Source organism: Streptomyces yangpuensis (genome assembly GCF_024666385.1).
In the GTDB taxonomy this organism is placed as follows: domain Bacteria; phylum Actinomycetota; class Actinomycetes; order Streptomycetales; family Streptomycetaceae; genus Streptomyces; species Streptomyces yangpuensis.
The window spans coordinates 3,917,018-3,930,486 of the sequence record NZ_CP102514.1 but is presented as its reverse complement, the minus strand read 5'-3'; the positions used below and the strand labels follow the sequence as shown (position 1 = coordinate 3,930,486).

Genomic DNA, 13,469 nt, shown 5'->3' with positions numbered 1-13,469 from the left:
CACACTTGAGCAAGTCCAGAGGTTGCCCGCAGGATGGCGCCCATGAGCGCACCCGTGAGCAGCGACCGCCCCTTCCTGAACCGCCGGCTGGCAGCCTTCGGAACCACGATCTTCGCCGAGATGTCGGCACTGGCCGCACGCACGGGGTCGATCAACCTCGGCCAGGGCTTCCCCGACACCGACGGCCCGGCGCAGATCGCCGAGGCGGCCTCCCGCGCGGTCCTCACGGGCCTCGGCAACCAGTACCCGCCCGGGCCCGGCGTCCCGGAGCTGCGCACCGCGATCGCCGCGCACCAGCAGCGCTTCTACGGCCTCGGCCACGACCCCGACACCGAGGTCCTCGTCACCGCGGGCGCCACGGAGGCCATCGCCGCCTCCCTCCTGGCGCTCCTGGAGCCCGGTGACGAGGTCATCGCCCTGGAGCCGTACTACGACTCCTACGCGGCGTGCATCGCGATGGCCGGCGCCACCCGCGTCCCCGTCACCCTGCGCCCCCACGACGGCGGCTTCGCCCTCGACCTGGACGAGCTGCGCGCGGCCGTCACCCCGCGCACCCGGCTGCTCCTGCTGAACACCCCGCACAACCCGACGGGCACCGTCCTGACCGCGGACGAGCTCACGGCGATCGCCGCGCTGGCCGTCGAGCGCGATCTGCTGGTCGTCACCGACGAGGTGTACGAGCACCTGGTCTTCGAGGGCTCCCACCTCCCCCTGGCGGGCTTCCCCGGTATGCGCGAGCGCACGGTCACCATCGGCAGCGCGGGCAAGACGTTCTCGTTCACCGGATGGAAGGTCGGCTGGGTCACCGCCCAGCCGGCGCTCGTCTCCGCGGTCCGCTCGGCGAAGCAGTTCCTCACCTACGTCTCCTCGGGCCCCTTCCAGTACGCCGTCGCGGAGGCCCTGCAGCTGCCGGACGCCTACTACGACGCCTTCCGCGCCGACCTCGCCGCCAAGCGCGACATCCTCGCCGACGGCCTCGCGTCGGCCGGCTTCCAGGTCTTCCGCCCGCAGGGCACCTACTTCATCACCACCGACATCACCCCCCTCGGCGAGAAGGACGGCCTCGCCTTCTGCCGCGCCCTGCCCGAGCGCTGCGGGGTCGTCGCCATCCCCAACTCCGTCTTCTACGACGACAAGTCCGCCGGCGCCACCCAGGTCCGCTGGGCCTTCTGCAAGAGGACCGAAATCCTCGAAGAGGCCGTGGAGCGGCTGCGGGGGCTCTGAGCCGGGCGCCCGGGGCGGGGGCCGGCGGGGCCGCGGGCCGGGGTGCCCGATGTCACGCGGGCTTCCGGGCCATTCGGCCACGGCGGGAGGCGGGGACGCTTAAGGTGCCCGAGGCTCCTCCTGGTCCGGAGAGGCGTCCTCACGCACGCGCGCAGGAAGTCGGGGTAGATGACGGCGACGGGCAGTACGTCTGTTTTCGTGCGGCCGCGGGACGTCAGGACCGCCGGTGTGCCCACGGCCGCGCTCGCGCTCGGCGTGTTCGCCGCCGTCCGCGTGGCCGGGGCCGCCGTGCTGGCCCTCGCCGCGTGGTGGGCCGGGCGCAGCCCCGTACGGGTGCTGGGGCACTCCTGGGACTCCGTCTGGTATCTCGCCATCGCCCGGCACGGCTACGGCCGCACCCAGATCTGGCCGGTCACCGGGCTGGTGCAGAGCGACCACGCCTTCTTCCCGCTCTACCCGGCGCTGGTGCGCCTGGCCGGCGGCGGCGAGTGGGGCGGGCTGCTGGTCTCCTGGACCGCGGCCGCCGTGGCCGCGGTCGGCGTGTACCGGGTCGGGGAGCTGGTGGCCGGGCGGCGCGTCGCGCTGCTCCTGGTCGCGCTGTGGGCGGCGGTGCCGCACGCGGTGGTGCTCACCCTCGCCTACACCGAGCCGCTGCTGGTCGCGCTCGCCGCCTGGTCGCTGTACGCGCTGCTGCGCGGGCGCTGGCTGCTCGCCGCCTCGCTGGCGCTGGTCGCGGGGCTGACCCGGCCGACCGGGATCGCCGTGGCGGCGGCCGTGTCCGTCACGGCCCTGCACGCGCTGCTCGTCCGAAGATCCGCCAGATCCGGCAGATCCGGCAGATCCGGCGGATCCCGCGAGCCCGAGGTGTGGGCGGCCGGGCTGCTGGCCCCGGCGGGCTGGCTGGCGTACGTGGTGGCCGTCGGCGTGCACAGGGGGGACCCGGCCGGGTACTTCACCGTGCAGCGGCAGTGGGGATCCCGCTTCGACGGGGGCGGGTACGCGCTGTCCATGACCTGGCGGGTGCTGAGCGGCGAGCCCGTGGCGCTCGCCACCGCCGTCACCGCGGTGCTGCTGGGCACCGCCCTGCTGCTGGCGGTCCTGCTGCTGGTCGACCGGCCGCCACTGCCGCTGCTCGTCTACACCGCGGTGCTGCTGGTGATCGCCGTGGGCGGGGCGGGGTACTTCGAGTCGAAGCCGCGCTTCCTGCTGCCGGCGTTCCCGCTGCTGCTCCCGCTGGCCGCCGTGCTGGCACGAGCCCGGCCGCGCTCCGCGGTCGTGGTGACCGCGGGGCTGGCCGGGCTCGGTTACGGCTACGGGGTCTACCTCCTGGTGTTCGCCAAGATGCCCCTGTGAGACCGGGACCGCGGGATCAGTTGTCCCCGCCGTCCTCGTCCTCGCCGTCGGCGGAGTCGATGTCCTTCTCCAGTCCGAGCTGCTCCGTGAGCCACTTGTCGAACTCGATGGACGCGCGGACCCAGCTGACCGTGGAGGACACGAAGTGCTCCAGGTTGACGCCGGTGCCGATCAGCATCTGCGCCTCGCCGATCAGGCGGACGGAGCCGTCGTCGTGCGTGTGGCTGTAGACCTTCGGCCACAGGGTGCGACGGTTCCAGTCGTCGATCGACTCGAGGAGCTGCGGCTTCTCGTCGATCTTGTGCGGACGGTCGTAGAAGGTCCGCACCGAGAAGACCTGCTGCTCCGCTTCGCCGCGGAACATGAAGTACGTACGGAACTCCTCCCACGGCGCCGCGAGGTCACCCTCGTCGTCGACGACGTACTTGAGCTCCATCTGCTCCAGCAGCTGCTTGACCAGATCCTGGTCGGGGACGACGGGGCCCGCCGGTCCTGTGGCCTGCGGATCGGGCTGCTGCCCTCCGAAGTTCGGAATCGAGGCCGGGTCGATGCTCACCGTGTACTTCCCTTCGTGCGGATACTTGCATCCTCCCCCATCCCGCCCACCCCATGTCCAGCCCGACGGTCACGGATCCGCTGCGGGCGGACAGGAGTGCACCCCGCGCACGTTCCTGTACGCGGGGTGCAACGGCGCTCGGAGTGGTCAGAGTGCCTTGCCGACCAGCAGGTCCTCGCCGGCCACGTCGACCCGTACGGTGTCGCCGTCGCGCACCGCGCCGGAGAGGATCTCCTTCGCCAGGCGGTCGCCGATCGCCGTCTGGATCAGGCGGCGCAGCGGCCGGGCGCCGTACGCCGGGTCGTTGCCCTTGTCCGCCACCCAGGCCAGGGCTTCGGGGGTGACGTCCAGGGTGAGCCGCCGGTCGGCCAGGCGCTTGGCCAGGCGGCGGATCTGGAGTTCGGCGATGTGCGCCAGCTCGTCCCGGCTCAGCGCGGAGAAGACCACCAGGTCGTCCAGGCGGTTGAGGAACTCCGGCTTGAAGCTCGCCCGGACCACGTCCAGGACCTGCTGCTTCTTCCGGTCGGCGGGGGTGGCCGGGTCCATCAGGAACTGGCTGCCCAGGTTCGAGGTCAGGATCAGGATGGTGTTGCGGAAGTCGACGGTGCGGCCCTGGCCGTCCGTGAGCCGGCCGTCGTCCAGCACCTGGAGCAGGATGTCGAAGACCTCCGGGTGGGCCTTCTCCACCTCGTCGAGGAGCACCACGCTGTACGGGCGGCGGCGGACGGCCTCGGTGAGCTGGCCGCCCTCCTCGTAGCCGACGTAGCCGGGCGGGGCGCCGACGAGCCGGGCCACGCTGTGCTTCTCGGAGTACTCCGACATGTCGATGCGGACCATGGCCCGCTCGTCGTCGAAGAGGAAGTCGGCGAGCGCCTTGGCCAGCTCCGTCTTGCCCACGCCCGTCGGCCCGAGGAAGAGGAAGGAGCCGGTCGGCCGGTCCGGGTCGGCGATGCCGGCGCGGGTGCGGCGCACGGCGTCGGAGACGGCCCGTACGGCCTCCGTCTGGCCGATCAGGCGGCGGCCCAGCTCGTCCTCCATGCGGAGCAGCTTCTGGGTCTCGCCCTCCAGCAGGCGGCCCGCGGGGATGCCGGTCCAGGCACCCACCACGTCGGCGATGTCGTCCGGGCCGACCTCGTCCTTGACCATCGTGTTCTTCGAGGCGCCGGCCTTGGATGCCTCGGCCTCCTCCTCGGTGGCCTCGGCCAGCTCGCGCTCCAGGGCCGGGATCTCCCCGTAGAGCAGCTTGGAGGCGGCGTCGAAGTCGCCGTCGCGCTGGGCCCGCTCGGCCTGGCCGCGCAGGTCGTCCAGGCGCTCCTTGAGCTCGCCGACCCGGTTGAGGGACTGCTTCTCCTTCTCCCAGCGGGCGGTCAGGCCCCGCAGCTCCTCCTCCCGGTCGGCGAGGTCCTTGCGGATCTTGTCGAGGCGCTCGCGCGAGGCCGGGTCGGACTCGTTGTTCAGCGCCAGCTCCTCCATCCGCAGGCGGTCCACCGAGCGCTGGAGCTCATCGATCTCGACGGGCGAGGAGTCGATCTCCATGCGCAGCCGGGACGCGGCCTCGTCGACGAGGTCGATGGCCTTGTCGGGCAGGAAGCGGGAGGTGATGTACCGGTCGGAGAGGGTCGCGGCGGCGACCAGCGCGCTGTCGTTGATGGCCACCTTGTGGTGGGCCTCGTAGCGGCCCTTGAGCCCGCGCAGGATCGCGATGGTGTCCTCGACGGACGGCTCGGCGACCAGCACCTGCTGGAAGCGCCGCTCCAGCGCCGGGTCCTTCTCGATGCGCTCGCGGTACTCGTCGAGGGTGGTCGCGCCGACCATGCGGAGCTCACCGCGGGCCAGCATGGGCTTGAGCATGTTGCCCGCGTCCATGGCGGAGTCACCACCGGCGCCCGCTCCGACGACCGTGTGCAGCTCGTCGATGAAGGTGATGATCTGGCCCTCGCTGGACTTGATCTCCGCGAGGACGGTCTTGAGCCGCTCCTCGAACTCACCGCGGTACTTGGCGCCGGCGACCATGGCGCCGAGGTCGAGGGAGACGAGCCGCTTGTTCTTCAGGGACTCGGGCACGTCGCCCTTGACGATGCGCTGGGCCAGGCCCTCGACGACGGCCGTCTTGCCGACGCCGGGCTCGCCGATGAGCACCGGGTTGTTCTTGGTGCGGCGCGAGAGCACCTGGACGACGCGCCGGATCTCGTGGTCGCGGCCGATGACCGGGTCGAGCTTGCCGTCGCGGGCGGCGGCCGTGAAGTCGGTGCCGAACTTCTCCAGGGCCTTGTACTGGCCCTCCGGGTCGGGGGTGGTCACCCGCCGTGCTCCTCGTGCGTTCTGGAAGGCGTCCAGCAGCTTCTTCGCCGTCGCGCCCTGGGCGGAAAGAACCTCACCGGCCGCGCCGCCCTTGGCGGCGACGGCGATGAGCAGGTGTTCGGTGGAGAGGTACTCGTCACCGAGCTTGCCCGCCTCGCTGTCGGCCTCGGCCAGTACGGCGAGCAGCTCGCGGGTGGGCTGCGGGGGCGCCACCGTGGAGCCGGTGACGCTGGGCAGTGCGGCGAGGAGGCGTTCGGCGCCGCTGCGCACGGCGGCCTGGTCGGCGTCCGTCGCGATCAGCAGGTCGATCACGTTCTCGTTGTCCTCGCCGGCGAGCAGGGCCAGCAGCAGGTGCGCGGGGGTCAGATCCGCATGGCCTTCCTTGACGGCCCTGCTGGTCGCCGCGTTCAGCGCGTCCCGGCTCTTGTTGGTCAGCTCGGCGTCCACTGCGTCTTCTCCTCTCCGAAGGATGCACAACTGGGTCTGACAGAGTCAGCGTATGCAAAGTTGAGTCTATTCCACTCAAGGCAGGTGAGGGGACGCCTTGCCCGTACCCTTCGGGCCATGTCCCATGACGTACTCAACCCGACGCCCGAATACCTCGCCTTCTGGCGGGAGCGGCACGTCTGCACGCTGACCACCCCGCGCCCCGACGGGACCCCGCACGTGGTGCCGGTGGGCGTGACGTACGACCCGGAGGCCGGCCTGGCCCGGGTGATCAGCAACAAGCACAGCAAGAAGGTCCGCAACGTCCTGGCGGCGCAGGCCGCGCAGGACGGCGGGGCGCGGGTGGCGGTCTGCCAGATGGAGGGGCGCCGCTGGGCCACGCTGGAGGGCCGTGCGGTGATCCGCACGGACGAGGCGTCGGTCGCCGACGCGGTGGCGCGCTACGCGCAGCGGTACGGGCGGACCCCGTCGCCCAATCCGGACCGCGTGGTCGTGGAGATCACCCTGGACCGGGCGATGGGGCGGGCGTGAGCCGCCGGTCCTCGCCGGCCCCTGGCCCTCGTTGATCCTTCGGCCCTCGTTGATCCTTCATCTTGTCCGGATCACGCACTGGACGCAGGCATCACAACGGCGCCATCGTGGTCAGGTCCACGATGGCGCCGTTGTGTGGGGGTAGCGCCTGAGCGATCTGAAACGACGGGGGAATCGCGTCAGGCACTGCGGGGGGTGGCGGTGGTGATGTCGGGCTCGAAGAGCTGGTGGTCCCGCTGATCGAGATTGACGAAGACCATTCCGTAGCGCACCTCGCAGCGGACGGGCTGCGGCGCGCCGCGCGGGCGGCGCAGGCACCGGTAGGCACGTACGTCCTCGTCCTCCTCGCGCACGATGACGATCGGCTGGCCGAACAGGGTGACCATCAACGAGTCGCCGGGGTGGGGGATGGCCGTGGCGAGGTCGATGAACTGCCAGCCCGAGCGGTACGCCGACGCCATCTCGCGGCGGAAGCCGCGGTCGTCGGGGGTCATGCGGACACCGTCGCAGGAGCCTCGGTCCAGCCCGTGTCGTCCTTACCGCCCAGCTCCGCGGCGGTCCAGCCGGTGTCCGCGTACTTGCCCACGGGCGCCGTGGTCCAGCCGGTGTCGAACTCCGTGCTCGTCAGGCTCGTACCCTGACCGTCCCTAGCGCTCCCCGCGTCACTTTCGACGGCGCTGACTGCCCCAAAAACCGCAACGGCGGAGAAACCTATGGCAAGCACCGAGCGAAGCATTCTCTTGTACATGGTCGGCTTCGTCCTCACTTGATGGAATCCTCTCCCCCGCGTGTCAGACGATGGCTCATTCAGGCACGTCAATGCCACAGGGACGATGCATCATGTTCTTGCATGTTCAGGACCCTGGGGGGTGGAGATTTGACGCAAAAACCGACAATGGCGACACATCCCCACCCCGTCACGTCCATGTGCGCCGAGGGGACCCGCCTCTACGCGGCTGCCCTGAGCACCGGCCGGATCGCCCGGGGAGAGATCCAGAACGCCCCCTGCCTGCTGGAACTCGCTCTTCTGCAGCCCGACCCGGATGACGCGAACCAACTCCGCCCGGTTCCCCCGTCCGTGGCTTTGGCTCAACGGCTCCATCCGATTGAACGCGAGATCCAGGACCGCCGACGCAGCGCTGTAGATCTCACCGACACTTTCGAGCCTTTCCTGGCCATCAGCGCACAGAGTCCGGCCGACACCCATGCCATCACGGTGCTGGAGGGTTTCGAAAGGATCAACGCCGCGCTGAACCTCGCGACGGCCGAATGTCACACCGAGGTGCTGACGGTCCAGCCGGGCGGAGCACGGCCCTCCGAGGCTCTCACACAGGCCCTGGAGCGCGACCAGCCGCTGATCGACCGCGGGGTCAGCATACGGACCCTCTACCAGCACACCGCACGGCACAGCCAGGGCACCCTCGCCTACGTGGACCGCATCTCCACCGGCAAGGTCGAGATCCGCACCCTCGAAGAGCTGATAGAGCGCCTCATCATCTTCGACCGCACGGTCGCCTTCATCCCGGTCAGCGACGACCGCCGGGTCGCGCTGGAACTGCGCCACCCCGGCCTCGTCGACTACCTCATCAAGGTGTTCGAGCAGCTGTGGCACCGCGCCGTGCCCCTGACCGAGGAGGTGACGTACCGCAGCACCCCCGGCGGCGTCACCGGCGTGCAGCGCACCATCGCCCAGCTCCTCATCGAGGGGCACGTGGACGAGGCCATCGCCCGGCGCCTGGGGATGAACGTACGGACCTGCCGCGCCCACATCGCCAAGCTCGCCACGACCCTCGGCAGCGGCAGCCGGGCCCAGCTCGGCTATCTCATCGCCCGGTCCGGCATCCTGGGCCGCCCCTCCGCCGCCCAGGAGTGCGAGGACCCCGCCGCCGGCCGGGAGCCGGAGCACGGCCCGGAAGGCCTCTAGAAAGCCCTCGCAAAAGCCTTCCGGCCCCGCCCCGGGAGGGGCGGGGCCGGAAGGTGTGCTCCGGGGGTCCGGGGGCCGGGACGACCCTGCCGGTCAGTCCATCGGGCGCTTGGGGCTCGGCCGCCAGACGACCAGGGCGCTGCCCGGCTGCGGCGGCTGGTACGGGACCAGGTCGCGCCGGTACGAGGCGTGCACCTGGGCCTCGCGGGCCCGCAGCGTGGCGGCGGCGCCGTCCACCGCGGCCGAGAGCTCGGCGACGCGCTGCTGGAGCGCGGCCACCTGGTTCTCCAGTTCGATGATCCGTTTGATCCCCGCCAGGTTGATGCCCTCGTCCTGGGACAGCGTCTGCACCGTGCGGAGCAGCTCGATGTCCCGGGCCGAATAGCGCCGGCCGCGGCCGGCCGTGCGGTCCGGGGAGACCAGGCCGAGACGGTCGTACTGGCGGAGGGTCTGCGGGTGCAGGCCCGAGAGCTGGGCGGCCACCGAGATCACGTAGACCGGGGTCTCGTCGGTGAGTGGGTAGGCACCGCTCCCCAGACGGGAAGACTGTCGTCGGCGGCCGTCCATGTCATGCTCCCTTCGCGGACTCGAACAGCGCGGAGCGCGGGTCCTGCGACTCCGTCGCCTCGCGGTACATCTCCAATGCCTCGCGTGCCTTGTCGGACAGCTCGGTCGGAACCGCCACTTCCACGGTAACCAGCAGGTCCCCGCGGGTACCGTCCTTGCGGACCGCACCCTTGCCGCGGGCCCGCATCGTACGCCCGTTCGGGGTGCCCGGGGGAAGTTTCAGCGTCACGGACGGTCCGTTCAGGGTCGGGACCTTGATGTCGGCGCCCAGTGCCGCCTCCGCGAACGTCACCGGAACGGTCACCGTCAGGTTGTCGTCCTTGCGGCCGAACACCGGGTGCGTCCCGACGTGCACCACCACGTAGAGGTCACCGGCGGGACCGCCGCGCTCGCCCGGGGCGCCCTTGCCGCGCAGCCGGATCCGCTGGCCGTCGGAGACGCCCGCCGGGATCCTGACCTGCATGGTGCGGGAGCTGCGGGCCCGACCACTGCCCTTGCAGACCTCACAGGGGGTCTCCGCGATCAGGCCGCGGCCCTTGCAGTCCGCGCACGGGTCGGTCAGCGAGAAGCCGCCGCCGCTGCCGCGCGAGACCTGACCGGTGCCGACACAGGTCGGGCACACCCTGGGCGTGCCGTTCTTGTCGCCGGTGCCCGAGCAGGCCTTGCAGGGCGCCTGCGAGGACATCCGGAGCGGGACCGTGGCCCCGTCCACCGCCTCCGTGAAGGAGAGGGTGACCTCCGACTCGATGTCCTGGCCGCGGCGCGGCTGGGTGCGGGTGCCCGCACCCGGGCCGGCGCCGCGGTTGAAGAGGCCGCCGAAGACGTCGCCCAGGCCGCCGCCGAAGCCGCCGGCCTGACCGCCCTGCTGGGTGCCCCCGAAGAGGTCGCCCAGGTCGAAGTTGAACGAGCCGCCGCCGCCCGGCCCGGGGCGGAAGCCGCCGTTGCCGAACAGCGCGCGCGCCTCGTCGTACTCCTTGCGCTTCTTGGCGTCCCCGAGGACGTCGTTCGCCTCGGAGATCTCCTTGAAGCGCGCCTCGGCGGAGGCGTCGCCCTTGTTGGCGTCCGGGTGGAACTCGCGCGCGAGCTTCCTGTACGCCTTCTTGATCTCGGCCTCGGTGGCGTCCTTCGGGACACCGAGGACCTTGTAGTAGTCCTTCTCGACGAAGTCCTTCGTGCTCATCCCCGGTGTCCCTCCTCCCGTGCCGCTACGTGTCCTGCGTCAGCCCTGGTCGGCTGCATCCGCGTCCTCGCCGGACGGCTTGTCGCCCTCCGCGGACTCGGACTTGGGGGCCGCGCCCGGCTGGGGCTCGGCCACCGCGACCCGTGCGGGACGGATCGTACGCTCGCCGATCCGGTACCCGGGCTGCAGGATCGCCACGCAGGTCGTCTCGGTGACGTCCGGCGCGTACGAGTGCATCAGTGCCTCGTGGACCGTCGGGTCGAAGGGCTCGCCCTCCTTGCCGAACTGCTGCAGGCCCATCTTGGCGGCGACCGTCTCCAGGGATTCGGCCACCGACTTGAAGCCGCCGACCAGTTCGCCGTGCTCGCGCGCCCGGCCGATGTCGTCGAGCGTCGGCAGGAGCTCCGTCAGGAGGGACGCGACCGCGATCTCCTTGACGGTGATCCGGTCCCGCTCCACCCGGCGGCGGTAGTTCTGGTACTCCGCCTGGAGCCGCTGGAGGTCCGCGGTGCGCTCACCGAGCGCGGTACGGGCCTGGTCCAGCTGCGCCAGCAGGGCCACATCCTGTGCGCTGTCCCCGGCCGGGGCCGCCCCCTCCGCCGTGTCGGCGGAGTCGGCGGCCTTCGGCTCGGCGTCGTCCTGAGCGGCGTCGGCGGGGACTTCGGGCTTCTCGTCGAAGCCCGGGGTCTCCTCCGACATCAGGCAGCGCCACCCTTCGGCTTCTCGTCGTCGACGATCTCGGCGTCGACGACGTCGTCGTCGGCCTTGGCCTGGCCCGCGTCACCGGCGCCGCCGGCGGCGCCCTGGGCGGCCTGCGCGTCGGCGTAGATCGCCTGGCCGAGCTTCTGGCTCACCGCGGCGAGCTTCTCGGTCGCGGTGCGGATCTCGCCGGTGTCCTCGCCCTTGAGCTTCTCCTTCAGCTCGGCGACGGCGGACTCGACCTCGGTCTTGACCTCGGCCGGGACCTTGTCCTCGTTGTCCTTGACGAACTTCTCCGTCTGGTAGACGAGCTGCTCGCCCTGGTTGCGGGACTCGGCGGCCTCCTTGCGGCGCAGGTCCTCGTCCGCGTACTGCTCCGCCTCCTGGCGCATGCGGTCGACCTCGTCCTTGCCGAGCGAAGAGCCGCCGGTGACGGTCATCTTCTGCTCCTTGCCCGTGCCGAGGTCCTTCGCGGTCACGTGCATGATGCCGTTCGCGTCGATGTCGAAGGAGACCTCGATCTGCGGGACGCCACGCGGGGCCGGCGGCAGGCCGGTCAGCTCGAACATGCCGAGCTTCTTGTTGTACGCCGCGATCTCGCGCTCGCCCTGGTAGACCTGGATCTGCACGGACGGCTGGTTGTCCTCGGCCGTCGTGAAGATCTCGGACCGCTTGGTCGGGATCGTGGTGTTGCGCTCGATGAGCTTGGTCATGATGCCGCCCTTGGTCTCGATGCCGAGGGACAGCGGGGTCACGTCGAGGAGCAGGACGTCCTTGACCTCACCCTTGAGGACACCGGCCTGGAGGGTGGCGCCGATGGCGACGACCTCGTCCGGGTTGACGCCCTTGTTGGCGTCCTGACCGCCGGTCAGCTCCTTGACGAGCTCGGCGACGGCCGGCATGCGGGTGGAGCCGCCGACCAGGACCACGTGGTCGATCTCGGACAGCTGGATGCCGGCGTCCTTGATGACGTTGTGGAACGGGGTCTTGCAGCGGTCGAGCAGGTCGGCGGTCAGCTGCTGGAACTGGGCGCGCGTGAGCTTCTCGTCCAGGTGCAGCGGGCCCTCGGCGGACGCCGTGATGTACGGCAGGTTGATCGAGGTCTCCGTGGAGGAGGACAGCTCGATCTTCGCCTTCTCGGCGGCCTCGCGCAGACGCTGGAGCGCCATCTTGTCCTTGGACAGGTCGACGCCGTGGCCGTTGGCGAACTGCTTCACCAGGTAGTCGACGACGCGCTGGTCCCAGTCGTCACCACCGAGGTGGTTGTCACCGTTGGTGGCCTTGACCTCGACGACACCGTCGCCGATCTCCAGGAGCGACACGTCGAAGGTGCCGCCACCGAGGTCGAAGACGAGGATGGTCTGGTCGTCCTTGTCGAGACCGTAGGCCAGGGCGGCGGCCGTCGGCTCGTTGACGATGCGCAGGACGTTCAGGCCCGCGATCTCGCCGGCCTCCTTGGTCGCCTGACGCTCGGAGTCGTTGAAGTAGGCCGGGACGGTGATGACCGCGTCCGTGACCTTCTCACCCAGGTAGGCCTCGGCGTCGCGCTTCAGCTTCTGCAGGATGAAGGCGCTCATCTGCTGCGGGTTGAAGTCCTTGCCATCCAGGTTGATCTTCCAGTCAGTGCCCATGTGGCGCTTGACGGAGCGGATGGTCCGGTCCACGTTCGTGACCGCCTGGCGCTTGGCCACCTCGCCGACGAGGACCTCGCCGTTCTTGGCGAAGGCGACGACGGACGGCGTGGTCCTGGCGCCCTCGGCGTTGGTGATGACGGTGGGCTCGCCGCCTTCCAGAACGCTGACGACGGAGTTAGTGGTGCCCAGGTCGATGCCGACCGCACGTGCCATTTCGATTCCTCCAGCTGACTTGAGTGGAACGGACTCAACCATGCCGCATCGCCGCGCCTGCGTCAACAGAACTGAGTCGGGTCGACTCAACCTTTAGCTGCCGCTTACGCGCAACCTTGGGTTCTTCCGGCGGCGGGACGGCCGGACGAGGGACCCACGCCGCGCGGCACGCCGGGGTCCGGCCGCCCGTGCGGCAGCGTGCTGGCATGCCGCTCACACTCACCGCCCCCCGGCTCCGGGTACGGCTGCCCGCGGCCCCGCCGGCGAAGCGGGTGCTCGACCTCGTCGGGGCGGTGGCCCTGCTCGCCGCACTCGCCCTCCCGCTCGCGGCCGTCACCGCACTGCTGTGCGCGGTCCGGGGCGGCCGCCCCTTCGTACGGGAGCCCGCCGCCGGCCTCGCCGGACGGCCCTTCCGGACCTGGCGCTTCGACACGGCCGGGGCGGGGCGGACGGGCGCGCTCCTGGAGCGCTGCGCCGTCGACGGGCTCCCCCAGCTGCTCAATGTGATCCGCGGGGAGATGTCGCTGGTCGGCCCGCGCCCCGAGGCCCGTACGGACCGCCCCGACCGGCTCCTCGTACGTCCCGGAATGACCGGGTTGTGGCAGGTGAGCGCGCGCTCCGACCTCCCCTGGGAGGAGATGCCACTGCTGGACCGGCATTATGTGGAGAACCACTGGCTCGGGATGGACCTCGCGATCCTTGCTCAGACCCCGCGGGCGGCCTACCGACAAAGGCTCGCCTGAGCGACACAGATCACCGCACGCTCAGCTACATTGCGGCGTCGGGAATGGGTAACCTCAAGCCTTGACTTCATAAGTTACCGCTTAGTAAGTGCCGCCC

At 70.8% G+C, this 13,469-nt stretch carries 13 protein-coding genes; 5 read left to right on the top strand and 8 right to left on the bottom strand.

What is annotated here, in order from left to right:
* Nucleotides 1–33: 33 nt before the first annotated feature.
* Nucleotides 34–1,224, top strand: a complete 1,191-nt coding sequence (locus NRK68_RS17995; protein WP_373023619.1) for a pyridoxal phosphate-dependent aminotransferase — start codon at nt 34–36, stop codon at nt 1,222–1,224.
* 228 nt (nt 1,225–1,452) lie between these two features.
* On the top strand, nt 1,453–2,577 hold the full coding sequence (locus NRK68_RS17990) for a mannosyltransferase family protein (protein ID WP_257856216.1): 1,125 nt from the start codon (nt 1,453–1,455) through the stop codon (nt 2,575–2,577).
* 16 nt (nt 2,578–2,593) lie between these two features.
* On the opposite strand, the gene NRK68_RS17985 is transcribed toward NRK68_RS17990, so the two are convergent.
* Together NRK68_RS17985 and clpB are read right to left on the bottom strand one after the other, a co-directional pair.
* The gene (locus tag NRK68_RS17985) at nt 2,594–3,133 is read right to left on the bottom strand and encodes a YbjN domain-containing protein (protein WP_030647953.1); all 540 of its coding nucleotides are present in this window, start codon (nt 3,131–3,133) and stop codon (nt 2,594–2,596) included.
* A 147-nt stretch (nt 3,134–3,280) separates the two neighbouring features.
* Nucleotides 3,281–5,881 carry an ATP-dependent chaperone ClpB gene (gene clpB / locus NRK68_RS17980; protein WP_183066529.1) on the bottom strand — a complete coding sequence of 867 codons (2,601 nt, stop codon included), beginning with the start codon at nt 5,879–5,881 and terminating at the stop codon, nt 3,281–3,283.
* A 117-nt stretch (nt 5,882–5,998) separates the two neighbouring features.
* On the opposite strand from clpB, the gene NRK68_RS17975 reads away from it, so the two are divergent.
* Nucleotides 5,999–6,412 (top strand): pyridoxamine 5'-phosphate oxidase family protein, encoded by a 414-nt coding sequence (locus tag NRK68_RS17975; protein WP_046777783.1) that lies wholly within the window; start codon nt 5,999–6,001, stop codon nt 6,410–6,412.
* A gap of 179 nt (nt 6,413–6,591) precedes the next feature.
* Here the strand turns inward: NRK68_RS17975 and NRK68_RS17970 are convergent, their stop codons facing one another.
* Both NRK68_RS17970 and NRK68_RS17965 read right to left on the bottom strand, forming a co-directional pair.
* On the bottom strand, nt 6,592–6,906 hold the full coding sequence (locus NRK68_RS17970; RefSeq protein ID WP_030026718.1) for a Rieske (2Fe-2S) protein: 315 nt from the start codon (nt 6,904–6,906) through the stop codon (nt 6,592–6,594).
* The gene (locus NRK68_RS17965; protein WP_030026719.1) at nt 6,903–7,178 is read right to left on the bottom strand and encodes a hypothetical protein; all 276 of its coding nucleotides are present in this window, start codon (nt 7,176–7,178) and stop codon (nt 6,903–6,905) included. Before NRK68_RS17965 ends, NRK68_RS17970 begins: the two co-directional genes overlap by 4 nt.
* 84 nt (nt 7,179–7,262) lie before the next feature.
* On the opposite strand from NRK68_RS17965, the gene NRK68_RS17960 reads away from it, so the two are divergent.
* Complete coding sequence (locus NRK68_RS17960; RefSeq protein ID WP_183066528.1) at nt 7,263–8,336, top strand: helix-turn-helix transcriptional regulator; 1,074 nt, start codon at nt 7,263–7,265, stop codon at nt 8,334–8,336.
* Nucleotides 8,337–8,429: 93 nt separating this feature from the next.
* Here NRK68_RS17960 and NRK68_RS17955 read toward each other — a convergent pair whose 3' ends face one another.
* The 4 genes from NRK68_RS17955 to dnaK are packed head-to-tail and all read right to left on the bottom strand — an operon-like array spanning nt 8,430 to nt 12,629.
* The gene (locus tag NRK68_RS17955) at nt 8,430–8,903 is read right to left on the bottom strand and encodes a heat shock protein transcriptional repressor HspR (RefSeq protein ID WP_046777781.1); all 474 of its coding nucleotides are present in this window, start codon (nt 8,901–8,903) and stop codon (nt 8,430–8,432) included.
* A 1-nt stretch (nt 8,904) separates the two neighbouring features.
* Nucleotides 8,905–10,083 carry a molecular chaperone DnaJ gene (dnaJ, locus tag NRK68_RS17950; protein WP_183066527.1) on the bottom strand — a complete coding sequence of 393 codons (1,179 nt, stop codon included), beginning with the start codon at nt 10,081–10,083 and terminating at the stop codon, nt 8,905–8,907.
* Between the two features lie 39 nt (nt 10,084–10,122).
* Complete coding sequence (gene grpE / locus NRK68_RS17945; RefSeq protein ID WP_257856215.1) at nt 10,123–10,782, bottom strand: nucleotide exchange factor GrpE; 660 nt, start codon at nt 10,780–10,782, stop codon at nt 10,123–10,125.
* On the bottom strand, nt 10,782–12,629 hold the full coding sequence (gene dnaK / locus NRK68_RS17940; protein ID WP_046777779.1) for a molecular chaperone DnaK: 1,848 nt from the start codon (nt 12,627–12,629) through the stop codon (nt 10,782–10,784). Before dnaK ends, grpE begins: the two co-directional genes overlap by 1 nt.
* A gap of 206 nt (nt 12,630–12,835) precedes the next feature.
* On the opposite strand from dnaK, the gene NRK68_RS17935 reads away from it, so the two are divergent.
* Nucleotides 12,836–13,372, top strand: a complete 537-nt coding sequence (locus tag NRK68_RS17935) for a sugar transferase (RefSeq protein ID WP_257856213.1) — start codon at nt 12,836–12,838, stop codon at nt 13,370–13,372.
* The last annotated feature ends 97 nt before the right edge of the window (nt 13,373–13,469 follow it).